Raw genomic sequence first — 25,631 nt, 5'->3', positions numbered from 1 at the left:
TCCGCTCGAGACCTCCAAAAGCGTAATTAGTCTTTGCTAATTGCGCTTTTTGCTTTTTTATGGCCTCATCAATTATCAAAAAATACACTTACCAAGCTTGGGCTGTATTCTTACATAGATTCAAACCTCTTCTTTTCCTACGAATTATCTTACCATCAATCGTTTAAATTAAAGTATAAATACTTAAGTTGGTGGGCAAAATAAAATTTAATTTTTGAGCCTTTGGCTTTCAGCTTTGGGCATTCGGCAAAAACATATCTATCCTGACTAAAAAACATTTTAACACTCTTTGCCTTGTGCCTGTTGCCTAGTGCCTAAACTCATAAGTTAAATCTAATTGTGCACGATTACTTAGATGATTTTGCAAAATCAGGTTTTAGTTGATTGCTTTTGCTTCTAGGCAATAGTTTTAACATGTTTTTCAATAACTACAAATACATTTAAAAGCCCGTAGCTAAATTCCTAAAGGTCTTTATATAGTCATAATAAACACTTTTATTCATTGGCTTGGGGCTTACAGCCTAATGTTTATGGCTGATAGGAGTAATGTAATTCGGCCCGAATGCATATTTGGAAATAACAAATGTATTCATCAATAAGTTATCGAACAAAACAGTATAATCAATTGCTAATAGCGAAGTTAGACGCGTAAAAATTTACTGATTTTAGTTTTCTTTAAGAATAAATATTTGCCATAATTATTCCTAAAGATGCAAACATTGAGGAGAAAGATTTTTTGGTATTTTTCCAAGAATTAGTTTTTTGAAAAGATTACAAAATCTATGATGTAACTATGGTATTTTGATTATATAATTATTGAGAAAAAAAATGATAAAAATCATAATAAAGAATACAAATAGGACAGTGACAAGGATGGTGGAATCAAAAAAATGAGCTAAATTCGAAGGTTTAATTGAATGCGAAAAGAGTCGTATAAATGCTGAAGAGCCAAGGCTAAATGAATTAAAATGAACTCTCTGATTTTGTGGAAATTATATAGGAGATTTTTAAGCCGTATATTCAACAAAATTAGAAATAACTTAGAATTATTCTAAATAGTTCACGACTATACTAATTTTGCTGAAAATCAATAATAAATAAATTGGTTCGTAATTATTCCGATTGTACTTTTGTGACCCGAAATAGTGTGTTTCTTCTAACATTTTGCCCTAATTTTTGAGTTTGAAAACTTAAAAATAAACGGAAGTCTCAGATTATTAGGTAAATAGTTTAGCGTTGTACTTAATTATTAAAATTAGTTTATAGATTCTTATGATAACCATGAAACGCTTGAAAATTGTTGCTTTGACAATGCTACTGGGAATGTTTGCCTCGGTTGTAAGAGTAAATGCTCAGGATGTAGCAGAAGGAGAGCAAATTTTCAAAAACAACTGTGCGGCTTGTCACAATACAAGTGCAGAACCTTTAGTGGGGCCAGGCCTTCAAGGTGTAGGTCAAAGAAGACCGTTGGATTGGATTGTAAAGTGGGTTCATAACCCTCAGGCAGTTATCGCTAGTGGCGACAAATATGCTAATGATCTTTACAACAAATTTGGTAAGGCTCAGATGACAGCATATCCGAATTATTCGGAGGCTCAAATCAAGAGCGTACTTGCTTACATCGACGCTCAGAATGCCGCTCCAGCGGCTCCGGCAGCAGGTGCAGCTCCAGCAGCGGGTGCAGCAGCGCCAGCAGCGGAATCTAACGGAGGAATGCTACAGTACATCCTTATCGCTTTACTTGGTGTAATGGTATTAGTATTGGTTGCATTGTTGTCTATTGTTACTACCCTCTCTAAGTTAGCTTCAGTTCCAGCTGAAGAGGCAGAAAGTATTCCATTGTTGCAAAGAATTGCGGAGAATGGTAAGAGATTAGCAGCTAATAGCGCTTTCAAAACAGGTGCAGCTCTTTTAATTACTTTGTTGATTGGTAAGGCTACTATTGATGCAGCTTATGGTGTGGGTATTCACCAAGGATACGCTCCTGAGCAACCAATTCACTTCTCTCACAAACTTCACGCTGGTGACTACCAAATCAACTGTGCTTATTGCCACACAGGTGTTTATAAAGGTAAAGGTGCAAACGTTCCTTCTCCGAATATCTGTATGAACTGTCACAATACTATCAAGCGTGAATCACCAGAAATTCAGAAAATCTACCGTGCTATCGAAAAAGATGAGCCAATCCAGTGGATTCGCGTTCATAATTTGCCTGATTTGGCCTACTTTAACCATGCGCAACATACTAATGTAGCTGGTTTGGAGTGTCAAAATTGCCATGGCGAAATCCAGAAAATGGAAGTTGTAGAACAACGCTCGACTTTGACTATGGGTTGGTGTATTGACTGTCACAGAAAAACTGACGTGAATACAAAAGGCAACGCATACTATGACAAGCTTGTAGAAATTCACAATAAAGAAAACAAAGAGCCTTTGAAAGTTGCTAACATCGGAGGTTTGGAGTGTTCAAAATGTCACTACTAAGAAGTTAACCTGTCAGAAGCAAAAAGCATAAATGTTTTTCTTGCTTCTGACTTGTTACTTCATTTTAATATTCAATAGTTTCTGTTTATACTATTATAATATATATGGAAAATACTACAAAAAGGTATTGGAGAGGAATTGAGGAGTTAAAAAACGATGCTGAATTCGTTAAATATGCAGACCGTGAATTCGGTGATGCCCCATCAGCAGACGAAAAAGAAGGTGCTATCTTTGATGGTACAGGTTCTCATCGTCGTGATTTCTTAAAAGTGTTAGGTTTCGGGATGTCAGCGGTAGCGTTGGCAGCTTGCGAAGCTCCTGTTAAGAATACGATTCCTTATTTGAATAAACCAGAGGATGTTGAGCCTACTATCGCTAACTGGTATGCTTCAACATTTGTTGATGGCGGTGAATACGCTTCTATTTTGGTGAAGACCCGCGAAGGTCGTCCTATCAAGATTGAAGGTAACAAAGCTTCTTCTGTTTCAAAAGGAGCTCTTTCAGGTCGTGTACAAGCGTCTGTATTGAGCCTTTATGACAACGAAAAGTTGAAAGGGCCAATGATTGCAGGAAAATCTGCTTCTTGGGCTTCGGTAGATAAAGAAATCGTTGCAGGCCTTTCTAAAGGTGGTCAAATCAGAATTGTAACAAATTCTATCTTGTCTCCTACTACGAAGAAGGTAATTGGTGACTTTATTGCTAAATACCCAACTACGAAGGTTGTAACTTATGATGCAAACTCGTTGTCAGGTTTGGTAGCAGCAAATGGAGCATTGCCAAGTTTCGATTTCAGCAAAGCTAAAACTATTGTTTCATTAGGAGCTGATTTCTTAGGTACTTGGATTTCTCCATCAGAATTTGCATCGCAATGGGCTAAAACTCGTCGTGTATCTTCTGCAAAAGATGGTAACAAAGATATGTCACGTCATTATCAGTTTGAGACAATTATGTCGAACACTGGTGCTAATGCTGACTACCGTGCAACATACAAACCATCTCAAGAAGGTTTGGTAGCAACAGCTCTTTATAATGCCGTTGCGGCAAAAGTTGGAGCCCCTACTTTGGCAACTTCAGGTGTGAAAGTTGAATATTTGGAGAAAGCCGCTGCTGATTTAGTTGCAACAAAAGGTGCTTCTATCGTAGTGTCTGGTTCAAATGACGCTTCTGTTCAATCAGTTGTAGCTGCTATCAATGGATTGGTTGGTGCGTATGGTACAACAATTGATTTAGGAACACCAGCTAACTACCGTCAGGGGTCTGATGCAGAAATGAATCAATTCATTTCTGAAGCTAAATCTGGAGCTATCTCTGCGGTAATTTTCTATAACGCAAACCCAGTTTATAACCATCCACGTGGTGCAGAATTGGCCGAAGCTCTTCCTAAAATTGCATTAACTATTGCAACAAATGATAGAGCAGACGAAACAGCGTCTTTAGTAAAATACAATACTCCAGACTCACACTTCTTAGAGTCTTGGAACGATGCTGAGCCTAAAAAAGGGTATTTTTCATTGACTCAGCCAACTATTTCAACTATTTACGCAACACGTCAAACACAATCTAGCTTATTAACTTGGGCTGGTTTGAATGCTGACTATGCATCCTATTTGGAGGCTAACTGGACTGGCAACATTTTGAAGGCTGGGAAAGTACAATGGTCTCAAGTATTGCATGATGGCGTATATGAGTTTGGTTCAACTCCAAGTGCTGCTGCTCCTGCTGTAAACTTGGCTGATGCTAGCGCAGCAATTGCTAAGAATTACAAAGCATCTTCTGATAAATTAGAATTGGCTATTTATGAGAAAGTAAGTATGGGAACTGGTTCTCAAGCTAACAACCCTTGGTTGCAAGAATTGCCTGAGCCAGTATCTAAAGCTTGTTGGACAAACTATTTGGCAGTATCTCAAAAAACTGCTGCTGAATTGAAATTGACTCAAGATCAGGAGGCTGAATTGACGGTTGGTGGTAAATCTATCAAATTGCCTGTGTTAGTTCAACCAGGTCAAGCCAATGGAACAATCGCTGTAGCAATTGGTTATGGTCGTACAAAAGCTGGTAAATCAGCAGATGGCGTTGGTGCAAATGCGTATCCTTTTATTTCTTCAGTAAATGGTACATTAGCCTTCTTCAACACGGGTGAAGTAGCGATAAAGGCCACTGGAGAAGAGGTTAAGATAGCTCAAACACAAACGCACAATACAGTAATGGCTCGTGAGTCGGTTGTACAAGAAACTGTATTGTCTGAATACAAAAAGAACGTAGAGGCAGGTCGTTTCAAACCAGAAATCTTAACAGCTGAAGGTAAGAAAACTGCAACTGATATATCATTGTGGAACGGTCACAAATACAACAACCACGCTTGGGGTATGGTGATTGACCTTAACACATGTACAGGATGTAGTGCTTGTGTGGTTTCATGTTCTGCTGAAAACAACATTCCAGTAGTGGGTCGTCAAGAAGTTATTAATCGTCGTGAAATGCACTGGATGCGTATCGACCGTTATTATTCTTCTGATGCCGACGTTGAAGATTTGAAAGGATTGGAAGTTGCTTCTGAAAATCCTGAAGTAGTATTCCAACCAATGTTGTGTCAACATTGTAACAATGCACCTTGTGAAACGGTATGTCCTGTATTGGCTACTACTCACTCGACAGAAGGTTTGAACCAAATGACTTATAACCGTTGTATTGGTACACGTTATTGTGCAAACAACTGTCCATACAAAGTACGTCGTTTCAACTGGTTCCGTTATTTCCAAACTGACGATTTCGATTTCCATTTGAACAACGACCTAGGTCGTATGGTGTTGAACCCAGACGTAACAGTTCGTTCACGTGGTGTAATGGAAAAATGTTCAATGTGTGTTCAGCGTATCCAAGCTGGCAAGTTGGAAGCTAAGAAAGAGAAGAGAAGACCAAAAGATGGAGAAATCCAAGTGGCTTGTGCTCAGTCTTGTCCAACAAACGCAATCACTTTTGGAGATATGAATGATCCTGAATCAGAAATCTCTAAAGTATTAGAAGCTGAAAAAGTGGGTCGTGCATTTGGAGTAATCGAAGAAATCAACGTTAAGCCAAGTATCTCTTACTTAGTAAAAGTTCGTAACAAAGAAAGAGAAGCAAAAAAAGCTGAAGGCGAAGCGAAGGAACACGCATAAGCAAGAAATTAAGAGAGGGTGAAAGCCCTCTCCTCCTAGAAAATAACGAATTTAAAACTATTAAATCTTAAAATATGTCGCACGTAGTATCACCAATAAGAGAAACCCTCGTAGGAGGTGGTAGATCTTATCACGATGTAACACAAGACATCTGCAAGCAAGTTGAAGGAGAACCAACGAAAGAGTGGAAAATTGCCTTCTCTGTGTCTTGTGTGATTTTCGCCTATGGTGCCTATTGTTTAGGTTACACATGGTGGCAAGGAATTGGAGTTTGGGGTTTGAACAAGACCGTAGGTTGGGCTTGGGATATTACAAACTTCGTATGGTGGGTAGGTATCGGTCACGCTGGTACACTTATCTCTGCTGTATTGTTGCTGTTCCGTCAAAAATGGAGAACTTCAATTAACCGTGCAGCAGAAGCGATGACTATCTTCGCCGTATTATGTGCTGCTTCATTTATCTTGGCTCACATGGGTCGTCCTTGGTTGGCTCACTGGGCTTTGCCTCTTCCAAATGCATTTGGTTCTCTTTGGGTTAACTTCAACTCACCATTGGTTTGGGACGTATTTGCTATCTCGACTTATCTTTCTGTTTCATTGGTATTCTGGTATTTAGGTCTTATTCCTGACTTGGCTACAATTCGTGACCGTGCTCAAACTAAGGCTTCTAAATTCTGGTATGGTTTGTTCTCTATGGGTTGGACTGGTTCTGCTAAAACATGGGCTCGTTATGAATACGTTTCTTTGATTTTGGCGGGTATCTCTACTCCACTTGTACTTTCTGTACACACTATTGTATCAATGGACTTTGCTACTTCAGTTATTCCTGGATGGCATACTACAATCTTCCCTCCTTATTTCGTAGCGGGTGCAATCTTCTCAGGTTTTGCGATGGTGCAAACTTTATTGTTGATTACGCGTGTGGCATTTAAGTTGGAAGATTATATTACAATGGAACACATCGAAATGATGAACATTATCATTACGGTAACTGGTTCGGTTGTAGGTATCGCTTATTTGACTGAGTTCTTCATTGCATGGTACTCAGGTGTAGAATACGAAAGCTACTGTTTCATCAACCGTGCATTTGGTCCATACTGGTGGGCTTACTGGATGATGATGACCTGTAACGTAATCTCTCCACAGTTATTCTGGTTCAAAAGTATTCGTACAAACATCCTTATCTCATTTATCCTTTCGGTAGTTGTAAACGTAGGTATGTGGTTCGAACGTTTTGTAATCATCGTTTCTTCATTGCACCGTGACTATATTCCATCTTCATGGGCAATGTTCTCTCCTACGATGTACGATATTGGTGACTATATTTTCTCGTTCGGTTTATTCTTTACATTATTCTTCTTATTCGCTAAATTCTTGCCTGTAATCAACATGGCTGAGGTGAAATCTGTAATGAAAGGGGTGTCTTCAAACTACCCATTCAAGAAGAAGTCTGACGGAGGAAAAGAATCAGTTACTCATTAATAATAATTCAAAAGAGGTGGTGCAGTGTAATACTGCACCAATTCTGACTTTTGAAATCAATATCAAGACATAACGAATATTAAAATGAATACAACAGAAAAATACTTGGTTGGAGTTTACGACGATGAGGACGAGGTATTACACGCAGTAACTGAAGTAAAAGAGAAAGGCGTGAAAATTGAGGAAGTTTATACTCCTTTTCCTATCCACGGACTCGACAAGGCTATCGGACACCCACGTACCAGAATTCCAATAGCTGCATTTATGTTTGGTTTAACAGGTTTGACTTGTGCACAGTTCTTGATCAACTATACAATGGTTTTTGACTGGCCAATGATTATCGGTGGTAAAGATTTCTTTGCGTTGCCAGACTGGATTCCAGTTACTTTTGAAGGTACGGTATTGTTTACAGCTTTTGGTATGGTATTTACATTCTTTGCATCTAACAGCCTATGGCCAGGTAAGCAACCTAAGACTTTTGACTTAAGAAGTACTGACGATAAGTTCATCATGGCTATCAACATGGGAACTAACAAAAAATCTGAAGCAGAGATCGAAGAAATTTTGAAAGCTTCAGGTGCTATCGAAGTAAACGTAAAGCAATTCTAAGCATTGATTCATAGGAATTCCTAGAACAGTGTCCAACGACTAATTAAAATCAAAAATATGTTAACTAATAAATACATAGGTCTGTTTTTATCGGGAGTTGTTGCTTTATCTGCAACTTCTTGTAAAGATAGCCATAATGACACAGGAACAGAGTTTGCGCCAAATATGTACCACTCGGTTGCATACGAACCAATGACTCAGACTGAGGGTGAGTTGAACACAATTAACCCTTACGGTATGAATATGCGTACTCCTGTTAAAGGAACCGTACCACGTGAAAAATTTGTGGCTGCTGATGGCGACACAGTAAACAGCAAATTGATGAAAATGGATATGATTGCTCGTAATATCGATAAAGACGATATGGCTTCTTCTGAGGCTTTGTTGTCAAATCCATATCCAGCAACCCCAGAAAACATTGAAGCAGGTAAGACTCAATATGAAAGATATTGCCAACACTGCCATGGTGAAGGTGGTAAAGGCGATGGCTTAGTAGCAAAAATGTACAAAGGGGTTCCAGTTTATTCTTCGGACGCCTTGAAAAGCGTAAACGATGGTCATATCTATCATACTATTACTCATGGTAAAGGACGTATGTGGCCTCATGCTTCACAAATTTCATCGGCTGACCGTTGGAAAATTGTGCTTTACGTACACGAATTGCAAAAGCAATAATCTCCGATTAGGATAGTAATCTTAGTCAAAAAAGCATCTCTTGGATGCAATCTTTCATACTATTAAACTTACAAACTTATAAGTATAATGGCGGGACATTCACATTTTTCCCCAGCAAACGTCGAGGAGTTTTATGAATTTACTCCTGAGGCACGCAAGAGAGTGATCACAGCGATGATCATTGGTGCTGTGCTTTTGGGTATTGGCGTTTTCTTCTTAGGAAGTGGTGAGCACGAAGCTGCTCACGCAGTGGCAGGTCATGCTGCAGAACATGGCGGAGAGCACCTATCTGGTGGTGCGGTTTCTCACCATGAATCACCTTGGAATCCACTAAACCGTCTTTGGGTTAACCTTTGGATGAATGGTGTTTTCTTCTCGGGTATTGCCGTAATCGGTATGTTCTTTGTTGCTGTTCAATACCTTGCAAAAGCAGGTTGGTCTTCAGTAGTAAAAAGAATCCCTGAGGCTTTTCCTAAATTCTTGTATTTTACATTCCCTGTATTGCTTTTGTTATTTGTATTCAAAGGCGATGTGATTTTCCACTGGATGCACCACGGAATCACTGATCCGGCAAGTGAGCATTATGACAAAATTATCGCAGGTAAAAAAGGATATTTGAACTTCACTTTCTTCTTGGTTCGTTTGGTTGCAATCTTTACTGTATGGATTGTTCTTTGGAACATGATGCGTAAAAAATCAATCGAAGAGGATTTGAACGGAGGAACTCAGAACTTTTTTGACATGGTTCGTATCGGTACTGGTTTTGTTGTAGCAATGGGTATTTCTTCTTCATTGTCTGCTTGGGACTGGGTTATGTCAATCGATACTCACTGGTTCTCAACCATGTTTGGATGGTACATGTTCTCTAGCTGGCACGTAACTGGTTTGGCTACTATTACATTAACAGTATTGTTGTTGAAAGACAAAGGATATATGCAATATGTTAGCGATAGCCACTTGCATGACTTAGGTAAATTCATGTTTGCATTTTCTATCTTCTGGACTTACGTATGGTTTGCTCAATTTTTATTGATTTACTATGCAAACATGCCAGAAGAAACAATCTATTTCTTAGAGCGTTGGGAAGGTCACAATAAAGTTTACAAAGCGGTTGAAATTTTGAACGTGTTTATGAACTTCTTCTTCCCATTCTTAATCATGATGACTCGTGATGCAAAACGTACTCCGATTTTCTTGAAAATCTGTTGTTTCTTTGTAATCGTTGGTCACTACTTTGACTTTTATCAAATGATTATGCCAGGAACGGTTGGTCCTCATGGCGGATTTGGATTAGTTGAGTTTGGTACTGTTCTTTTGTTTGGTTCAGCATTTGTATATGTTGTTTCAACGGAATTGACAAAAGCGTCTTTGGTTGCGAAAAACCACCCTTTATTGGAAGAGTCGCTTCACCACGATATTTAGTAACTATCGGATGCCTTTAGGCATCCGATTATTTTCTCAGAATTTTCGGATTCAGTAAAACATTTTTGCTGAACATCATATTTTAAGAATTAGATTCAAAACAATAAATTAATTCAGACATGACATATCTAATAGGTCTTTTGTCAGTAGTATTCTTAGTTTTGGCAATTATGATTGTCTCTAAGAGTATTGCTCTTTCGAAAGGTATTCAGGGTGCTGATGACTCTGATGCTCGTGTAGATGGGGCCAATAATGGTAATGCCTTTGGTTTTCTAGTATTCCTTGTATTAGGTTCTATTGCCGCTGCTTGGTCTTTCCTACACTCACAGCCAGACTTTTTACCAGTTGCTGGTTCAGAACACGGTTTAAAAACAGACCAAATGTTCTGGATTTCAATGGGAATTGTTACGGCTGCTTTCTTTTTAACTAACACTTTGTTGTTTGTTTTTGCTTTCTTGTACCGTTACAAGAAAAACAATGTTGCCACTTTCTATCCAGTAAACCACAAGTTAGAAATCATTTGGACAATTATTCCAGCTATTGTAATGGCCGTTTTGGTATTTACAGGCTGGAGAATCTGGAGAGATATTACAAGTCAAGCTCCATACAATGCAGTGGTAATCGAAGTAACAGGTCACCAGTTTGGTTGGTATGTACGTTACGCTGGTAACGATGACAACAAATTGGGTAACCAAAACTACAAATTGATTGACGATACTAACCAAATTGGTATTGACTTCTCTGATGAAAGTTCATTCGATGACTTTACAGCGAACGAATTACATTTACCAAAAGGTGTGCCTGTATTGTTGAAAATTAAAGCACAAGACGTACTTCACTCAGTGTATTTGCCTTACCAAAGAGTTAAAATGGATGCCGTTCCTGGTATGCCTACTAAATTCTGGTTTGTAGCAAACAAATCTACTGACGAAATGCGTGCTGAGTTAGGTAAAACAGATTTCAACTACAAGTTGAACTGTACAGAGATTTGTGGTCGTGGTCACTTTGGTATGGCAATCACAGTGTTTGTTGATGAGCCTGAAGACTTCAAAGCTTGGGCTGCACAACAAAAACCATTCTTGACTCAAAACCCTGATTACTTAGCTAAAGTACCTGAAAAATTGAAAGGAAAAGCTCAAAAGTATGTTCCAGCTGAAGCACCTGCTGTTGAAGCTGATAGTACTCAAGCTGCAGCTGGCGCTGCTCCTGCAACAGCTTCTTTGAGAAGATAATCAAAGTTTTTGAAATAGAGTTTTGAACAAATACTATTTAGAATAATCATTGTAATCTATGGCAACTGCGACACTACACGCAAACGAAGCTCACGCACACGGTCATGACCATGAGCACGAGCATCATGAGCCTGGCTTCATCAGAAAGTATATTTTCTCTGAAGACCACAAAACAATTGCTAAGCAATATTTGATTACGGGTATCATCTGGGCTTTCTTCGGTGGTGCTTTATCAATTATTTTCCGTTTACAACTTGGTTTCCCTGACATGAACCTCGACTGGTTGAAGCCAGTATTGGGTGAGTGGATTGTGGAAGGTAAACTGGAAAAAGAGTTTTATCTGGCACTAGTAACTATGCACGGTACCATCATGGTATTCTTTGTATTGACGGCTGGTTTGTCTGGTACTTTCTCAAATTTCTTAATTCCGTTGCAGATTGGTGCAAGAGATATGGCTTCAGGTTTCTTGAATATGTTGTCATATTGGTTCTTCTTCCTATCGTCTGTAATCATGTTTGCCTCTCTTTTCATTGAGACGGGGCCAGCTTCTGGTGGTTGGGTAATTTATCCTCCATTGTCGGCTCTTCCACAAGCTATGCCAGGTTCAGGCTTAGGTATGACAATGTGGTTGACTAGTATGACATTCTTTATTGTTTCTCAGTTGTTGGGTGGTGTTAACTATATCACTACTGTAATCAACTTGCGTACAAGAGGTATGTCTTTCACAAAAATGCCTTTGACAATTTGGGCGTTTTTCTTGACGGCTGTTTTAGGTTTGTTGTCATTCCCAGTATTGTTATCTGCTGCTTTGTTATTGATTTTCGATCGTAGTTTTGGTACTTCATTCTACTTGTCTGAAATCTATATCGGTGGTGAGGCTCTTCCAAACGTAGGTGGTTCAGCTATCTTGTACCAACACTTGTTCTGGTTCTTAGGTCACCCTGAGGTATACATTGTATTATTGCCTGCTTTGGGTATTACATCTGAAGTTATTGCAACCAACGCTCGTAAGCCAATCTTTGGATACCGTGCTATGATTGGTTCAATGATGGGTATTACAGTACTTGCATTTATCGTATGGGCGCACCACATGTTCGTAACAGGTATGAATCCTTTCTTGGGATCTGTATTTATGTTCTTGACATTGATTATTGCAGTTCCTTCTGCGGTGAAGGCATTTAACTACATCACAACGCTTTGGAAAGGTAATATCATCTTCACTCCAGGTATGTTGTTCTCTATCGGTTTAGTATCGTTGTTTATTTCGGGTGGTGTTACTGGTATTATCCTAGGTAACTCTGCATTGGATATCAACTTGCACGATACTTATTTCGTAGTAGCTCACTTCCACTTGGTAATGGGTGCTGCATCCTTCTTCGGCTTGTTGGCAGGTGTTTATCACTGGTTCCCTAAATTGTTTGGTCGTATGATGAACAAGACCTTGGGTTATGTTCACTTCTGGTTGACATTTGCAGGTGTGTACTGTGTATTCTTCCCAATGCACTATATTGGTATCGCAGGTTTCCCTCGTCGTTACTACTCATTTACTGCTTTGGCAAACAATGCGCAAGATACGTTTGCGGATATGAACGCATTTATCTCAATCGCTGCGATTTTGACATTTACAGCTCAAGGTATTTTCGCATTTAACTTCTTCTATTCTATTTTCAAAGGCAAAAAAGCTACGCAAAACCCTTGGAATTCGAATACATTGGAGTGGACTACGCCAATCAACGTAGGTCATGGAAACTGGGAAGGCGAAATTCCAGCGGTGTATCGTTGGCCTTATGATTATAGCAAACCAGGTGCTTCAGAAGACTTCATCCCTCAAAATGTTCCGTTCTCAGCTACGCCTGAGTCGAACTTGCCAGAGGAAAATGAAGAAATTGCTAAAGAGCAAGAAATTGAAGGTTTGTTGGCGGCTCAAAATGATGTTTATAATCATTAATAGCTCCATATATTGATTTGAGAATGTAGAGTGTGGAATATCTACACGCTACATTCTCAAATTCATTTTAGGATTTACCTAATTATACTTTTCCAAGATTCGATTCTTTTTGATTCAATCTAAAATCCAATTTTAAATTTATGTTGTTCCGTAAGCTTGGTCTTGTTACAATTGTCTCAATCTACCTATTAGTATTGGCAGGCGGTATTGTAAGAAGCACGGGGTCGGGAATGGGATGTCCGGACTGGCCAAAGTGTTTTGGCATGTGGGTTCCTCCCACAGAGGTAAGCCAATTACCTTCAAATTATCAGGAAATTTATGCTGAGAAGCTTCACGGTGAAGTGGAGTTTAACCCTGTAAAGACATGGATTGAGTATGTGAATAGGCTGGTAGGTGCATTTACAGGAATTATTGTTTTTGGCGTCTTTTTGGCTTCATTTAGCTTCAGAAAAAGAGATAAGAGTTTGATTTACTTATCGTTTCTTGCAGTAGTATTGATTGGAGCAAATGCCGCATTAGGAAAATTTGTTGTTGATTCATTCTTGAAGCCTGGTGTAGTAACGGCACACATGCTTTTAGCAATTTTGGTAGTTTTTGTACTACTTTATTCTATCGCAAGAGGATGGTCAGAAGTTACTGAAACTGAAAAAGTTACAAATAAATCCACATTAAGTAAGATATTAATGCTTCTTCTTTTCTTGTCTACCGCACAGGTTTTGATTGGTACACAAGTTAGAGAGGCTATCGATAAAATTATAGCAAATCCGATTTTTGGTTATGACCGTTCTACTTGGATAGAACAATTGGGTTTGTCTTTTTACATACATCGCTCTTTCTCATTAGTATTATTAGGCTTACATGTTTATCTGATTATTCAACTTAAAAAGAATATTCAAGCAGAAGGAATACTGTATAAGTTTTTGAAGGCATTAGTACTATTGGTTGTTGTTGAAATTGTATCAGGCGCCGTGATGGCGTATTTCAGTGTACCTGCTTTTATTCAGCCTGTACATTTAACATTAGCAATTGTAGCACTTGGATTACAGTTTGTGATTTTATTGTTGCTCAATTCTGAAAAAGTCTTTCAAAAAGAAACGGCGTAAACGAACGTCAAGTAACAAATGGTTACAACAAACGAAAACATCTCAATAGGTATTGCTGGTAAATTTAAAGCATATTACGAGTTATTAAAATTTAGATTATCGTTTCTAGTTGCATTTTCTGGTGCATTTGGATATTCGCTTGCTGTAGAAAGAATAGACTGGGGACGATTAATATTGATAAGTTTAGCAGGGTTGCTGATTACAGGAGCTGCCAATATTGTCAATCAAATCAAAGAAATTGAGTTAGATAAACTCATGAAACGAACAGCAGGACGTCCGCTTCCAACAGGACGATTATCTGCAAGAGAAGCTGGCATATATTGTTTGATTTTATTAGTCATATCAAGCTATATATTGTTTTTTGAGTTCAACTTCAAATCAGGAGTTATTGGCGTTCTTTCTTTTATTTTGTACGGATTTGTGTATACTCCACTAAAAAGAGTGGGACCTATTTCTGTATTTGTAGGAGCGATTCCTGGGGCATTCCCGCCAATGATTGGTTGGGTTGCTGCTACTAATCACTTTGGCTTGGAGCCTGGAATCTTATTTGCAATCCAGTTTTTTTGGCAATTTCCTCACTTTTGGGCGATTGCATGGGTGGCTGATGAGGATTACCAGAAAGCTGGCTTCAAAATGCTCCCAAACAATGGTCACAAAGATTTGCGTACCGCAATTACCATCATGATTTATACTATCTTTTTGGTACCATGTGGCTTCGTTCCATATATGCTCGGAATGACTGGCGTAAATTCAGCTATGATTGCAGTACTTTGTGGTGTATTGTTTTTATCTCAAACCTTTTACTTAATGATGAAGCCAACAGATAAATCTGCTCTGATGATGATGTTTGGTTCTTTTATCTATCTGCCAATTGTTCAGATTGCCTTTTTGATGGATAAAGTTTAGTGTGTAGAACAAAAGAGAGAAACAACAAGCAAAAACAAAATAAAATGACACAAGAACATTTGAAAGATATAGATATGGGTGAAGAACCTGTAAAAACTATGTCGATGAACCCGAAAAAGTTTATGTTGTGGCTTGCAATTGCATCGATTACCATGATGTTTGCAGGTTGGACTTCGGGATATTTAGTAAGAAAAGCTGAAGGTAACTGGCATGAATTTGACTTACCAAATATTTTTCTGTATTCTACAGCGGTATTGGTAGTGAGTAGTGTGTTTATGCATTTGGCAGTAAAGGCCGCAAAAAAAGATAACTTCAATACACTCAAAATAGCAATTTCTATTACTTTTGCATTTGGGATGGCCTTTTTGTTTATGCAATGGTATGGTTTTTCAGACCTTGTAAAGAATCAATTACACTTTTCAGGAAGCGACGTTGCTTCTTCTTGGATATATGTTTTTGTAGGAATTCACGGATTGCATATCATCTCAGGTTTGATTGTACTGTTATTCTCGTTGGTATCTTCTTTCAGATTAAGTATCAATTCGAATAACCTAACCAGAATACAACTTTGTGCTACGTACTGGCATTTCCTTGATGGACTTTGGATGTATTTGTTCTTTTTCTTGTATTTTAATCGTTAATAACGATAATCAATAATCTAGTAATTAATATTTAACCAAAAAAGTAAAAAAGATGTCTTCAATTCACGCAGCACCTGCTGTTCCTGAGAAACTGACATGGGCGGGTGGTTCAGAACCTTTGAAAGCGAGCTATGGAAAACTAATGATGTGGTTCTTCTTGCTTTCAGATACTTTTACATTCTCAGCATTGTTGGTCTCTTACGGAATGATCCGTTTTAGTCAACCTGCTTGGACAGGAGCCCACGATAAGTTCTACTTCGCAACAACGCACTGGCCAATCCCTGAGAAAGTATTCGAGGCGATGCCATTCTTCCACGGCGAAGCTCCATTGGTGTTTGTTGGTATTATGACATTCATCTTGATCTTTAGTTCTGTAACCATGGTATTAGCAGTCGAAGCTGGCCACAGAGGCGATCGCGCAGCTGTTGAAAAATGGTTATTATGGACAATCATCGGTGGTTTTACTTTCTTAGGTTCACAAGCTTGGGAATGGTCTCACTTTATTGCAGGTCCTCATGATTTAGCAAAAGCTGCTAAAGATGCTCTAGGTAACCCAATTGTTGGTGCAAATCTTACGCAAAACCCTTATGGTCCTCCAGCATTTGCAGACTTATTCTTCTTTATTACAGGTTTCCACGGTACTCACGTATTCTCTGGTGTTATTTTGATTGTGATGGTGTTTTTTAATACTGCTACAGGATTATACGACCGTCGTGGACACTACGAAATGGTTGAGAAAGTGGGTCTTTACTGGCACTTTGTAGACCTTGTATGGGTATTCGTATTTACATTCTTTTATCTGGTTTAGTCTTTACGAAAAACATCAAAGTTGATTTTTATCTTTGATGTTGTATATATCTAAAAAAAATATTGATTATGGCATCTCACGCACACTCACACTCAACTGAGGAAAAAGTAATTCCACCAGCGCAAACTGGAGCTATCTGGAAAACATTCTGGATTCTTTTGATTTTGACTGCAATTGAATTCTTAATTGCATTTACAATGCCTGCCAATGGCTTACGCGTAGCAATCTTTGCTGGTATGACTGTTGTAAAAGCATTTTATATTATCGGTGAATTCATGCACTTGAAACACGAGGTTAAAACATTGATTTGGATGATTTTACTCCCAGTGATTTTTGTTGTATGGTTGTTGACTGCATTGCTTTTTGAAGGTGGTCACTTATATTGAGAAATCGAATTAAAGTTAGGCTGGCAATATGCCAGCCTGTATTTTATTCAAGTATAAAGCATGATGAATATGCAAAAAGTTATCAAAGCTGGAATTCTAATCGTAGCATTAGCGGTTCCAGCTTTAATTTTTTTATTTCTAAAAGGGTTTGGTGAAAATCACTACAAACTTCCCAAATTGATTCCTGTCATTGATTCAACGACGGGCTATATCAAAATGAAGAAAAATTTACATCCCAAATGGGACGAACCCGATATGGATACGGTTTTTCATACTATTCCTGATTGGACTTTAATCAATGAGGATGGAAAACCATTTACCAATAAGCAGCTTGCTGGTAAGATTTACGTGGCCGACTTTTTCTTTACACGGTGTACTTCTATTTGTCCAAAAATGTCTACTCAACTTACTAGAGTTCAGGATACTTTCGGGCAGGATAAAGATGTCGAATTTGCTTCATTTACAGTAGACCCTTCTCATGATAACCCAGAAATGCTGAAGAAATATGCCAAGCAGTACGATGCTATTCCTGGCAAATGGCATTTTCTGACAGGAACACGCCAACAATTATATCCCTTAGCTGTAAAGGGTTATTATATCCCAGTTGCCGATGCTTCAGAATATGACAAAGCTGTAAAGACGCCAGATGAGACATTTATCCACTCCGAAAAACTTATTCTAGTGGATAAGGAGGGTTATATCAGAGGTTTTTATGATGGAACAGATAAGAAGGATGTTGATCGATTGATTTTAGAAATAAAGGTACTTCAGAAGATTTACGAAACAGAAAAGTAGACTTTTAGGTTATAAGGATAAAAGTAAAATATAATTGAAAATCCACTAGAATATGGCATCTTTCTCAATTCAGAAGGATAAAAAAAACGATAAAATCGTAAATATCCTTGCGATTGCAATTCCTGTTGCGGTTGCTCTACTCATTGGTATTCGTCAAAAAATTGATTTAGGAAGTTGGACAAAAATATTGCCACATGTGATAGGCGTATTAAATACTACCACTTCTATTACCTTAATATTAGGTTTCATAAGCATTAAAAGACAAAACTTAGAGGGGCATCGTAAAATGATGATGCTATCTTTTGTACAAGGTGCATTATTTTTGGTGTTGTATATATTGTATCATATTTCAAATGATTCAACACCATACGGAGGCGAAGGGTTGTTAAGACCAGTTTATTATTTCTTTTTATTAACACATATCTTATTGTCGGTAGGAGTGGTATGGTTCGTGTTAAAAGCGATATACTTTGCTTTGAGTAGTCAAATTGCCGAGCATAAGAAAGTAGTAAAATGGGCGTTTCCATTGTGGCTCTATGTATCTGTCACTGGTGTAATTGTCTATTTAATGATTTCTCCATATTATCAGTAATCAATTTTATGAAAAAGATATTATTAGTATTATTGTTGAGTGTGGTATCTACTACCATGAGTTTGGCACAATGCGCCATGTGTCGTTCTGTAGTTGAGAGTACCGTTTCAAATGGAAGAAGCCAAATCGCTTCTAATCTAAATACAGGTATTTTGTATCTCTTGTCTGTTCCGTATGTACTGGCAATGGTTATTGGTTTTCTTTGGTGGAGAACCTCCAAGCAAGGATTAAGTCCAAAAGATATCATGCGTCAAAAATTGAAACAGGCGTTCAAATAACAAAAAAACCTGTCTCGCAAGAGACAGGTTTTTTTGTTATTTGAACCATACCTACTACTATTCCCAAAGTGGATAGTGTTGAAGTCTAATTTGTTCTCCGAAAAATATTTTGGTTGAGGTTTCAAATGATTGGGTGTAATCAGAAACATAAAAGTGACGAATATGCGCATTCATCTCATTAAGTAGATGATTCATTTCTAGATATTCGAAAAGGGATTTTGCTACAATCTCGGAGGTGTCCAATACAGTAACCTTGCCATTGTAGTATTGATTAATCTGTTTTTTGATAAGAGGGTAATGAGTACAACCCAAAATTAATGCTTCAATATCATCTAAGGTATCGTTTTGAAGGTATTCATTAATAATACTTTCGGAGATATTATGATTAAAAAATCCTTCCTCAATCATCGGAGCCAACAGTGGTGTTGCCAACGATTTGAGGGTGATACCCTTTTCTAACAAATCAATCTTTTTACGATATATATTAGAATTGACGGTTTGTTTAGTGCCAATTAGTCCAATGGTTTTATTGGCATAGTTTTCACCCAAAAAAGAAACCACAGGATCAATCACATTAATTACTTTGGCTTTACTTCCAACATATTCTTTTACTAACTCATACGCAGCAGCTGAGGCAGAATTACATGCAATCAGAATAACCTTACATTTTTGCTGAAGCAAAACATTACAAATTTTAATAGAATAAGCTTGAATGGCAGCAGCAGATTTGTCGCCATAAGGCAAATGTGCTGTGTCACCAAAGTAGATAATATTTTCATTTGGGAGCAATCTAGTAACAGCATGTGCTACTGTAAGCCCACCAATACCACTATCGAAAATTCCAATTGGAGCGGAAGTTTGCATATAAGTATGGAGTAAAAAGGAAATAGTCGAAAAATATAAACATATTTCAAAAAAATTTCGTAAAGTTGAAAATTCATTCCAACTCATGCAACCTTTCTACAACCTTTTTCATCTACCTACTACAAACTAAACCAAGACAATTATCGTGAAAATTTTACAACTAAGCGGTTTATCACTCTTTCAAAGCGAGGAAGCTCTGGTCAAAGCCTGTCAGAAAGGCGACCCCAAAGCTCAGCGAAGAGTATATGAAAAATACTCCTCCAAAATGTTCGGAGTGTGCTTTAGGTATGTACACGATGATTTTGAGGCAGAAGAAATAATGATAGAAGGATTTGTGAAGGTTTTTGAAAAAATCAATACTTTCAAATTAGAAGGGAGTTTTGAAGGATGGATTAGGAGAATCATGGTAAATGAGGCACTAATGTACTTGAGAAGTACAAAAAATGCTAAATTAGAAATGAGCTATGATAATATTCTTTATGAGCCCGAACCCGAACAATTTAGTACACAATTGGAAGTTGACGATTTATTGAAGCTTATAGAAACTTTACCAATAGGTTATCGAACGGTTTTTAATTTGTACGCTATCGAAGGATATTCTCATGCCGAAATTGCCGCATCGTTAGGAATAACCGAAAGTACTTCCAAATCACAACTATCACGAGCTAGAGTAATATTGCAAAATGCTATTGCACAACAAAAATCAACAGTTAATTAACAGACAAAATGGAAAAGCACAATATAGATCAATTATTTAACGAGCGCCTGCAAAATTATGAGCGTAAGCCTAGACCAGAGGCATGGGATAAATTGCAAGCAAAATTGCAGCAAAATGAAACCAAGATAGTACCTCTCTGGTGGAAGGTCGCCCGAGCAGCCTCGGTAGTATTACTTCTGGGAGCAGTTGGCTACTGGACTATAAATACAGACAAACAACAGGACGTAACTGTAGCAAATAACAAGGTTAGTCTACAAAAAACAACAAATAAATCTCAAAATACACAGTTGCAGTCACAGTTGACAAAGCCTAAAGGTGTAAGTACAGAGATAGTAGCACATCAGGAGTCACTTAAGAAAAACCTTTCGATAAGTCAAACGTCAAAAGCAAGGGCACATCAGGTACCTCAAAATCCTTTGACAGAGCAAAGACAGGAAATATCAGAACTGGTGGTAGCAAAAGTTGATCCTATACAATCTGTACCCCAAACCAACAATACAATTGTATTAGTTGTAGAACCAGGAGTTGAGCCTGTCAGTCCCGTAAAAACCACAGAGACGATTGTACTGGCAATGGTAGATGCCATGGATACAGGGGGAACTGAAAGACCTCGACCATCGGTATGGGCAGAAGAACTCAATACCAAAAAAACTACCAAGTTTGGCAAGCTTTGGCAACAAATCAAACGTGTGAAAAACGGAGAAGGAGTGGATTGGAATGAGCTTGGTGTAAAGCCCCAAAAAGTCCTAGCGCGCGCAGATGCGAGATTGGAGAATACAAGAGAGACTATCGTAGAGTCTGTCAGAGAAATAAAAAATAACGAAAAGTAAATAACTCCACGCAACTTATTTCTTTTTACGTGCATCTAGGAGATATAAAACAAAACAAATTAGAGCTTTCTAAATCGAGTGTAAATTATAACATTATGGAATCTATAGGTAAATTGGATGTAACAGTAAACTGGGTGAAATTGTACATCATTGCATTTTTTATGGTATTGGCGATTCAGCCTTCAATCGCAAGAAATACTGAAGCAGACTCAACAGTCATCAAAATAGATAAACGAAACCAAACGGTACTCGAAGGAGGAAAGCCAAATGTAAGCTTGAAGGAGGACTTACAAGCACTTTTTCAAAAAAATGGAATGCTTTTGGACGATGCTACTTGGATCAGTATTAGAAGAGTCGTAAACAGCGATATTACAAAAGATACAGTTTTGGTGATTTCTCAAAATACCAAAACTATTAATGTTGCCATCAAAGCAAACGCTTCTAGTCAAGTAGTGACTAATACTTCAGGAAGAAACGGCTCAAATGGTTCAAAAGGTGCAGTGAGTGTAGGGCTCAACGGAGTTCATATAAAAGATGGCTCTGAAGAAGTACATGTAAGTATCAATGGCGTCGTAGTAAAAGATGGTGGCGAAGAAACAAGAGTAGTATGGAGAGATTCAGCAAAAGTTGCTCGCCGAAATGGTGAATTTGCTTCACGCACTGGATTCAATATCTATTTGGGATTGAATAGCTTTACGAACACTGGTGCGATTGGGGGTATATACAATACAAAAGACTTTGAGTTAAGTCCATTTGGTTCACGCTACTTCGGTTTTGGGTGGACCCGCAGTGCGGCGGTTAGCAAAGGAAGTAAAGCTGCCTTGAAAATTAGTTATGGACTAGAGTTTTCATGGTACAACTTTATGTACGAAAACAACCGCTATCTTGTAAAGGGAACAAATAATATCGAATTCAAAGATTATGTGGATGATAAAGGTCAGTCAGTGGATTTATCTAGAAATAAATTGACAGTTGCCTACATCAATCTACCAGTAATGCCTTATGTAGCATTCAAAAAGAGTAGCACTGTCACCTATCTTGGGTTTGGAGGATATGTTGGCTATAGATTGGATAGCTACACAAAGACAAAAGAATCAGATAGTGGAAAAAAACTTTGGAATCACAGTAGTTTTTACTTGAATAACCTCAGATATGGCTTAGCTTTTGAGCTAGGATTAAAAGATTTTCCAGATTTATTTGTCAACTATGATTTGACGGAATTGTATCAAACAGGTTATGGGCCTAAGGTGAGAGGTTTAAGTTTTGGTATTCGCTTCTAAAAAAATCAAAAAAAAAATATTTTTTTTTCAGGGCTTAATAGTTTACAAAAGTAGATTATTAAGCCCTGATTTTTAAAATATTATGAGAAGTATTATGGTATATTTAACTACGTTTTTTGAGTTTTTGTGAAAAAAAAGTAAAATTTTTTTTTCGATAAAGTTTTGACTTAATCAAAAATCTATATAGTTTTGCACACTCTTTCACGGGAACGTTACAAGAAACAAGAACAAAAGAGAAAAAAGGGGATATACCAGAGCGGCCAAATGGGGCAGACTGTAAATCTGCTGACTTATGTCTTCGGTGGTTCGAATCCATCTGTCCCCACAAAATTTAGGGTTTCAGGGAAGTTAATTTCGAAACTTTTAAACCAGTTATAGAAAAGCGGGAGTAGCTCATTTGGTAGAGCGATAGCCTTCCAAGCTATAGGTGGCGGGTTCGAGCCCCGTCTCCCGCTCTAAAGTAAAATGGTTGATTGTTAATAGTTAATAGTTAATAGTTTAGCGAATTAGCGATTAACGATTAACCATTTTTGTTTGTAGTCTACTTTAGTTTAGACTCACAAAAGCATTCAACATCTGCCTTTGTAGCTCAGTGGTAGAGCACTTCCTTGGTAAGGAAGAGGTCGGCAGTTCAATCCTGCTCAAAGGCTCCATTCAAAACAACAATTTAGTTAAATAGGAGCTATCAAGTATCTTTTATCTTTGGTTGTTGGAAGTTGAAAGGTATCAATTTTTTCATTCTTTTTATAAAACTAATTAAGAACTAAATAATCATGGCAAAAGAGAATTTTGACCGTAGTAAACCTCACGTAAACATTGGTACTATCGGTCACGTTGACCACGGTAAAACTACTTTGACTGCTGCCATCACTAAGGTGTTGTCAGAAAAAGGACTTGCTGAAAAGAAAGACTTCTCATCAATTGACTCAGCTCCTGAAGAAAAAGAGCGTGGTATCACAATCAACACTGCTCACGTAGAATACCAAACAAACAACCGTCACTATGCTCACGTTGACTGTCCAGGTCACGCCGATTACGTGAAAAACATGGTAACTGGTGCTGCTCAAATGGACGGTGCTATCATCGTAGTTGCTGCAACTGACGGTCCAATGCCACAAACTCGCGAGCACATCCTTTTGTCTCGTCAGGTAGGTGTACCTCAATTGGTAGTGTTCATGAACAAAGTGGACATGGTGGATGACCCAGAATTGTTAGAACTAGTTGAAATGGAAATCCGTGAATTGTTGTCTTTCTACGAATTCGACGGTGACAATATCCCAGTAATCAAAGGTTCTGCTCTTGGTGGTTTGAACGGTGAGCCAAAATGGGTTGCTACAATTGAAGAATTGATGGATGCAGTTGATAACTGGATTCCACTTCCAAAACGTGATATCGATAAGCCATTCTTGATGCCAGTTGAAGACGTATTCTCGATCACAGGTCGTGGTACTGTAGCTACAGGTCGTATCGAAACTGGTGTAATCAACTCTGGTGATCCTGTTGAAATCTTAGGTATGGGTGCTGAGAACTTGAAATCTACTGTAACAGGGGTTGAAATGTTCCGTAAAATCCTTGACCGTGGTGAAGCTGGTGACAACGTAGGTTTGTTGTTGCGTGGTATCGACAAAGAATCTATCCGTCGTGGTATGGTTATTTGTAAGCCAGGTTCAGTGAAGCCTCACACTAAATTCAAAGCTGAGGTTTATATCTTGTCTAAAGAAGAAGGTGGTCGTCACACTCCATTCTTTAACAAATACCGTCCTCAGTTCTACTTCCGTACAACTGACGTAACAGGTGAAATCATGTTGCCAGAAGGTATCGAAATGTGTATGCCTGGTGATAACTTGACTATCGACGTTACATTGTTGAACAAAGTAGCTATGGATAAAGGTCTTCGTTTCGCTATCCGTGAAGGTGGACGTACAGTAGGTGCTGGTCAGGTAACTGAAATCTTAGACTAATTTCTAGGATTAACCATATAGAAAGGCGCTATCGTGAGATAGCGCCTTTCGTTTTTTTTTGGGAGGCTAAGTTGTAGGGATTTTATCAAATCAAAAAACATAAGCAGGAAAACGTTATTAGATAATAGTATATTGGTTATTTGAAGATATTCATAATCAAAATGTTACAGTCAAGTTTTGCCTTAGCTATACTATTAATTTAATTTTTCCTACTACTTAAAATAGATTTTGTAGAAAAATATTGAATTTTTAAGTTTTTGACTTACAAGGTTTTAGGTAAATATTGCTTTCCGAATTAAAAAATATTATACAAAACCTATACCGAGTACTTGGAAATGCAAAATCGAACTGCTACCTTTGCAATCCAAACAATACGGGCATAGTATAAAGGTAGTACAGAGGTCTCCAAAACCTTCGGTCTGGGTTCGAGTCCTGGTGCCCGTGCAAAGTAAGTTCCGATTTTTAGTTTCGAGTTTCAGATTAATTATTTAAATTAGTCGGAATTTTAAGCTAGAATTCGGAACTTTAAAGTTTATAAAGGATAGCATCACTTTTTACAAGCGAAAAGCAAACCAAAGAAAGCTCGTAGCTTCATAACATTACAAAGAACATGAATAAGTTAACACAATTATTTAAAGATTCTTGGACTGAAGTTACAGAAAACGTAACATGGCCAAAGTTTAGTGAATTGCAGGCAAGCTCTACGCTAGTATTGGTTGCTTCTTTGATTTTTGCTCTTGTGGTTGGACTAATTGACTTTTTGTTCAAGTCTGGTTTAGAGTTGTTCTATCAGTCATTCTAATTGAGTTTTAGAATAAGATACAACTGTTTTGAACAGATAGGTTTTATTCTCAATCTCGAAGAAATTATAATTAAAGATGGCAGAAACTAATTGGTACGTCTTGAGAGCAGTTTCAGGACAGGAAAAAAAGATAAAAACATATCTTGAAAATGAGGTGCAAAGACAAGGCCTTACGGAATACGTTCCTCAAGTAATGTTACCAACAGAAAAGACTTACGAAATTCGTAACGGTAAGAAAATTGTTCGTGAAAAGACGTTATTTCCAGGTTATGTTTTCGTTGAGGCTGATATTAAATATGGTGAGGTATCTCACATTATTACCTCAATGCCAGGTGTAATTGGTTTTTTGAGTTGGAATGATGGTAAGACTTCAAAAACACCTATTCCTTTACGTCATAGTGAAATCAAACGTATTTTAGGAAAAATCGATGAGGTTGCTCCAATCGAAGAGGTGGCAACACTATCGTTTACTAAAGGTGAAACTATCAAGGTAATTGATGGTCCGTTCTCATCATTTGAAGGTACTGTGGAAGAAATCTTCGACGATAAGAAAAAATTGAACGTTATGGTTAAAATCTTTGGCCGTAATACTCCAGTTGAATTAAATTACTCTCAAGTAGAGAAATAATCATATTTGATATTCGTTTTTAAAGCGTCC

23 protein-coding genes and 4 tRNA genes are annotated in these 25,631 nt (G+C 37.9%); 26 read left to right on the top strand and 1 reads right to left on the bottom strand.

All coding sequences use genetic code 11. From position 1 onward, the window contains the following. Positions 1–1,281 precede the first annotated feature (1,281 nt). The 16 genes from ACOVQ4_RS12945 (at position 1,282) to ACOVQ4_RS12870 (ending at position 18,518) form a co-directional block, all read left to right on the top strand. Positions 1,282–2,484 carry a c-type cytochrome gene (locus ACOVQ4_RS12945; protein WP_421821057.1) on the top strand — a complete coding sequence of 401 codons (1,203 nt, stop codon included), beginning with the start codon at positions 1,282–1,284 and terminating at the stop codon, positions 2,482–2,484. Between the two features lie 104 nt (positions 2,485–2,588). After that, positions 2,589–5,642: a TAT-variant-translocated molybdopterin oxidoreductase gene (locus ACOVQ4_RS12940; RefSeq protein ID WP_421821056.1), complete on the top strand. Its 3,054-nt coding sequence runs from the start codon at positions 2,589–2,591 to the stop codon at positions 5,640–5,642. Between the two features lie 74 nt (positions 5,643–5,716). Then, positions 5,717–7,123, top strand: a complete 1,407-nt coding sequence (gene nrfD / locus ACOVQ4_RS12935) for an NrfD/PsrC family molybdoenzyme membrane anchor subunit (protein WP_421821055.1) — start codon at positions 5,717–5,719, stop codon at positions 7,121–7,123. 84 nt (positions 7,124–7,207) lie between these two features. Further along, on the top strand, positions 7,208–7,732 hold the full coding sequence (locus ACOVQ4_RS12930) for a DUF3341 domain-containing protein (protein ID WP_421821054.1): 525 nt from the start codon (positions 7,208–7,210) through the stop codon (positions 7,730–7,732). Positions 7,733–7,789: 57 nt separating this feature from the next. Beyond that, a complete protein-coding gene (locus tag ACOVQ4_RS12925) occupies positions 7,790–8,407 on the top strand; it encodes a c-type cytochrome (RefSeq protein WP_421821053.1) in 618 nt (205 codons plus the stop codon). 87 nt (positions 8,408–8,494) lie between these two features. Next, positions 8,495–9,829: a quinol:cytochrome C oxidoreductase gene (locus ACOVQ4_RS12920; RefSeq protein ID WP_421821052.1), complete on the top strand. Its 1,335-nt coding sequence runs from the start codon at positions 8,495–8,497 to the stop codon at positions 9,827–9,829. A gap of 119 nt (positions 9,830–9,948) precedes the next feature. Then, on the top strand, positions 9,949–11,061 hold the full coding sequence (locus ACOVQ4_RS12915) for a cytochrome c oxidase subunit II (RefSeq protein WP_421821051.1): 1,113 nt from the start codon (positions 9,949–9,951) through the stop codon (positions 11,059–11,061). A 58-nt stretch (positions 11,062–11,119) separates the two neighbouring features. Beyond that, positions 11,120–13,009, top strand: coding sequence for a cytochrome c oxidase subunit I (locus ACOVQ4_RS12910; protein ID WP_421821050.1), 1,890 nt, complete (start codon positions 11,120–11,122; stop codon positions 13,007–13,009). 140 nt (positions 13,010–13,149) lie between these two features. Beyond that, positions 13,150–14,112, top strand: a complete 963-nt coding sequence (locus tag ACOVQ4_RS12905) for a COX15/CtaA family protein (RefSeq protein ID WP_421821049.1) — start codon at positions 13,150–13,152, stop codon at positions 14,110–14,112. Positions 14,113–14,130: 18 nt separating this feature from the next. Continuing rightward, positions 14,131–15,018 (top strand): heme o synthase, encoded by an 888-nt coding sequence (gene cyoE / locus ACOVQ4_RS12900; protein ID WP_421821048.1) that lies wholly within the window; start codon positions 14,131–14,133, stop codon positions 15,016–15,018. A gap of 44 nt (positions 15,019–15,062) precedes the next feature. Next, positions 15,063–15,659, top strand: coding sequence for a cytochrome c oxidase subunit 3 (locus ACOVQ4_RS12895; protein WP_421821047.1), 597 nt, complete (start codon positions 15,063–15,065; stop codon positions 15,657–15,659). Positions 15,660–15,711: 52 nt separating this feature from the next. After that, a complete protein-coding gene (locus ACOVQ4_RS12890) occupies positions 15,712–16,467 on the top strand; it encodes a cytochrome c oxidase subunit 3 (protein ID WP_421821046.1) in 756 nt (251 codons plus the stop codon). A 68-nt stretch (positions 16,468–16,535) separates the two neighbouring features. Further along, complete coding sequence (locus ACOVQ4_RS12885; protein WP_421821045.1) at positions 16,536–16,853, top strand: cytochrome C oxidase subunit IV family protein; 318 nt, start codon at positions 16,536–16,538, stop codon at positions 16,851–16,853. A 69-nt stretch (positions 16,854–16,922) separates the two neighbouring features. Then, entirely contained in the window at positions 16,923–17,648 is a 726-nt protein-coding gene (locus ACOVQ4_RS12880) for an SCO family protein (RefSeq protein ID WP_421821044.1), read from the top strand. 52 nt (positions 17,649–17,700) lie between these two features. Then, positions 17,701–18,240 carry a DUF420 domain-containing protein gene (locus ACOVQ4_RS12875; RefSeq protein ID WP_421821043.1) on the top strand — a complete coding sequence of 180 codons (540 nt, stop codon included), beginning with the start codon at positions 17,701–17,703 and terminating at the stop codon, positions 18,238–18,240. An 8-nt stretch (positions 18,241–18,248) separates the two neighbouring features. Further along, a complete protein-coding gene (locus ACOVQ4_RS12870; RefSeq protein ID WP_421821042.1) occupies positions 18,249–18,518 on the top strand; it encodes a hypothetical protein in 270 nt (89 codons plus the stop codon). A gap of 57 nt (positions 18,519–18,575) precedes the next feature. Here ACOVQ4_RS12870 and murI read toward each other — a convergent pair whose 3' ends face one another. Continuing rightward, complete coding sequence (gene murI / locus ACOVQ4_RS12865; RefSeq protein WP_421821041.1) at positions 18,576–19,382, bottom strand: glutamate racemase; 807 nt, start codon at positions 19,380–19,382, stop codon at positions 18,576–18,578. Between the two features lie 145 nt (positions 19,383–19,527). Here murI and ACOVQ4_RS12860 point away from each other — a divergent pair, with 145 nt between their 5' ends. The 10 genes from ACOVQ4_RS12860 to nusG all read left to right on the top strand — a co-directional run bounded on the left by ACOVQ4_RS12860 (position 19,528) and on the right by nusG (position 25,601). Then, positions 19,528–20,100, top strand: coding sequence for an RNA polymerase sigma factor (locus tag ACOVQ4_RS12860; protein ID WP_421821040.1), 573 nt, complete (start codon positions 19,528–19,530; stop codon positions 20,098–20,100). 8 nt (positions 20,101–20,108) lie between these two features. Continuing rightward, on the top strand, positions 20,109–20,930 hold the full coding sequence (locus tag ACOVQ4_RS12855; protein WP_421821039.1) for a hypothetical protein: 822 nt from the start codon (positions 20,109–20,111) through the stop codon (positions 20,928–20,930). A 95-nt stretch (positions 20,931–21,025) separates the two neighbouring features. Continuing rightward, positions 21,026–22,210, top strand: coding sequence for an outer membrane beta-barrel protein (locus ACOVQ4_RS12850; RefSeq protein WP_421821038.1), 1,185 nt, complete (start codon positions 21,026–21,028; stop codon positions 22,208–22,210). Positions 22,211–22,452: 242 nt separating this feature from the next. Further along, a tRNA-Tyr gene (locus ACOVQ4_RS12845) sits at positions 22,453–22,535 on the top strand. Positions 22,536–22,592: 57 nt separating this feature from the next. Beyond that, positions 22,593–22,665: transfer RNA gene (locus ACOVQ4_RS12840), tRNA-Gly, on the top strand. Positions 22,666–22,788: 123 nt separating this feature from the next. Beyond that, positions 22,789–22,863, top strand: a tRNA-Thr gene (locus ACOVQ4_RS12835). A gap of 120 nt (positions 22,864–22,983) precedes the next feature. Then, complete coding sequence (gene tuf, locus ACOVQ4_RS12830) at positions 22,984–24,171, top strand: elongation factor Tu (protein ID WP_421821037.1); 1,188 nt, start codon at positions 22,984–22,986, stop codon at positions 24,169–24,171. A gap of 373 nt (positions 24,172–24,544) precedes the next feature. After that, a tRNA-Trp gene (locus ACOVQ4_RS12825) sits at positions 24,545–24,615 on the top strand. A gap of 166 nt (positions 24,616–24,781) precedes the next feature. Then, the gene (gene secE, locus ACOVQ4_RS12820; RefSeq protein WP_095161147.1) at positions 24,782–24,973 is read left to right on the top strand and encodes a preprotein translocase subunit SecE; all 192 of its coding nucleotides are present in this window, start codon (positions 24,782–24,784) and stop codon (positions 24,971–24,973) included. A 76-nt stretch (positions 24,974–25,049) separates the two neighbouring features. Then, entirely contained in the window at positions 25,050–25,601 is a 552-nt protein-coding gene (gene nusG, locus ACOVQ4_RS12815; protein ID WP_421821036.1) for a transcription termination/antitermination protein NusG, read from the top strand. The last annotated feature ends 30 nt before the right edge of the window (positions 25,602–25,631 follow it).

This window comes from Flectobacillus sp., assembly GCF_049240685.1.
Lineage (GTDB): Bacteria > Bacteroidota > Bacteroidia > Cytophagales > Spirosomataceae > Flectobacillus.
This window is presented reverse-complemented; position numbering and strand designations above follow the sequence as displayed.

Bases quoted from the DNA above. Each gene is read 5' to 3' on its own strand.
- ACOVQ4_RS12945 (WP_421821057.1), top strand. From the start codon at position 1,282: ATGAAACGCTTGAAAATTGTTGCTTTGACAATGCTACTGGGAATGTTT.
- ACOVQ4_RS12940 (WP_421821056.1), top strand. From the start codon at position 2,589: ATGGAAAATACTACAAAAAGGTATTGGAGAGGAATTGAGGAGTTAAAA.
- nrfD (WP_421821055.1), top strand. From the start codon at position 5,717: ATGTCGCACGTAGTATCACCAATAAGAGAAACCCTCGTAGGAGGTGGT.
- ACOVQ4_RS12930 (WP_421821054.1), top strand. From the start codon at position 7,208: ATGAATACAACAGAAAAATACTTGGTTGGAGTTTACGACGATGAGGAC.
- ACOVQ4_RS12925 (WP_421821053.1), top strand. From the start codon at position 7,790: ATGTTAACTAATAAATACATAGGTCTGTTTTTATCGGGAGTTGTTGCT.
- ACOVQ4_RS12920 (WP_421821052.1), top strand. From the start codon at position 8,495: ATGGCGGGACATTCACATTTTTCCCCAGCAAACGTCGAGGAGTTTTAT.
- ACOVQ4_RS12915 (WP_421821051.1), top strand. From the start codon at position 9,949: ATGACATATCTAATAGGTCTTTTGTCAGTAGTATTCTTAGTTTTGGCA.
- ACOVQ4_RS12910 (WP_421821050.1), top strand. From the start codon at position 11,120: ATGGCAACTGCGACACTACACGCAAACGAAGCTCACGCACACGGTCAT.
- ACOVQ4_RS12905 (WP_421821049.1), top strand. From the start codon at position 13,150: ATGTTGTTCCGTAAGCTTGGTCTTGTTACAATTGTCTCAATCTACCTA.
- cyoE (WP_421821048.1), top strand. From the start codon at position 14,131: ATGGTTACAACAAACGAAAACATCTCAATAGGTATTGCTGGTAAATTT.
- ACOVQ4_RS12895 (WP_421821047.1), top strand. From the start codon at position 15,063: ATGACACAAGAACATTTGAAAGATATAGATATGGGTGAAGAACCTGTA.
- ACOVQ4_RS12890 (WP_421821046.1), top strand. From the start codon at position 15,712: ATGTCTTCAATTCACGCAGCACCTGCTGTTCCTGAGAAACTGACATGG.
- ACOVQ4_RS12885 (WP_421821045.1), top strand. From the start codon at position 16,536: ATGGCATCTCACGCACACTCACACTCAACTGAGGAAAAAGTAATTCCA.
- ACOVQ4_RS12880 (WP_421821044.1), top strand. From the start codon at position 16,923: ATGCAAAAAGTTATCAAAGCTGGAATTCTAATCGTAGCATTAGCGGTT.
- ACOVQ4_RS12875 (WP_421821043.1), top strand. From the start codon at position 17,701: ATGGCATCTTTCTCAATTCAGAAGGATAAAAAAAACGATAAAATCGTA.
- ACOVQ4_RS12870 (WP_421821042.1), top strand. From the start codon at position 18,249: ATGAAAAAGATATTATTAGTATTATTGTTGAGTGTGGTATCTACTACC.
- murI (WP_421821041.1), bottom strand. From the start codon at position 19,382: ATGCAAACTTCCGCTCCAATTGGAATTTTCGATAGTGGTATTGGTGGG.
- ACOVQ4_RS12855 (WP_421821039.1), top strand. From the start codon at position 20,109: ATGGAAAAGCACAATATAGATCAATTATTTAACGAGCGCCTGCAAAAT.
- ACOVQ4_RS12850 (WP_421821038.1), top strand. From the start codon at position 21,026: ATGGAATCTATAGGTAAATTGGATGTAACAGTAAACTGGGTGAAATTG.
- tuf (WP_421821037.1), top strand. From the start codon at position 22,984: ATGGCAAAAGAGAATTTTGACCGTAGTAAACCTCACGTAAACATTGGT.
- secE (WP_095161147.1), top strand. From the start codon at position 24,782: ATGAATAAGTTAACACAATTATTTAAAGATTCTTGGACTGAAGTTACA.
- nusG (WP_421821036.1), top strand. From the start codon at position 25,050: ATGGCAGAAACTAATTGGTACGTCTTGAGAGCAGTTTCAGGACAGGAA.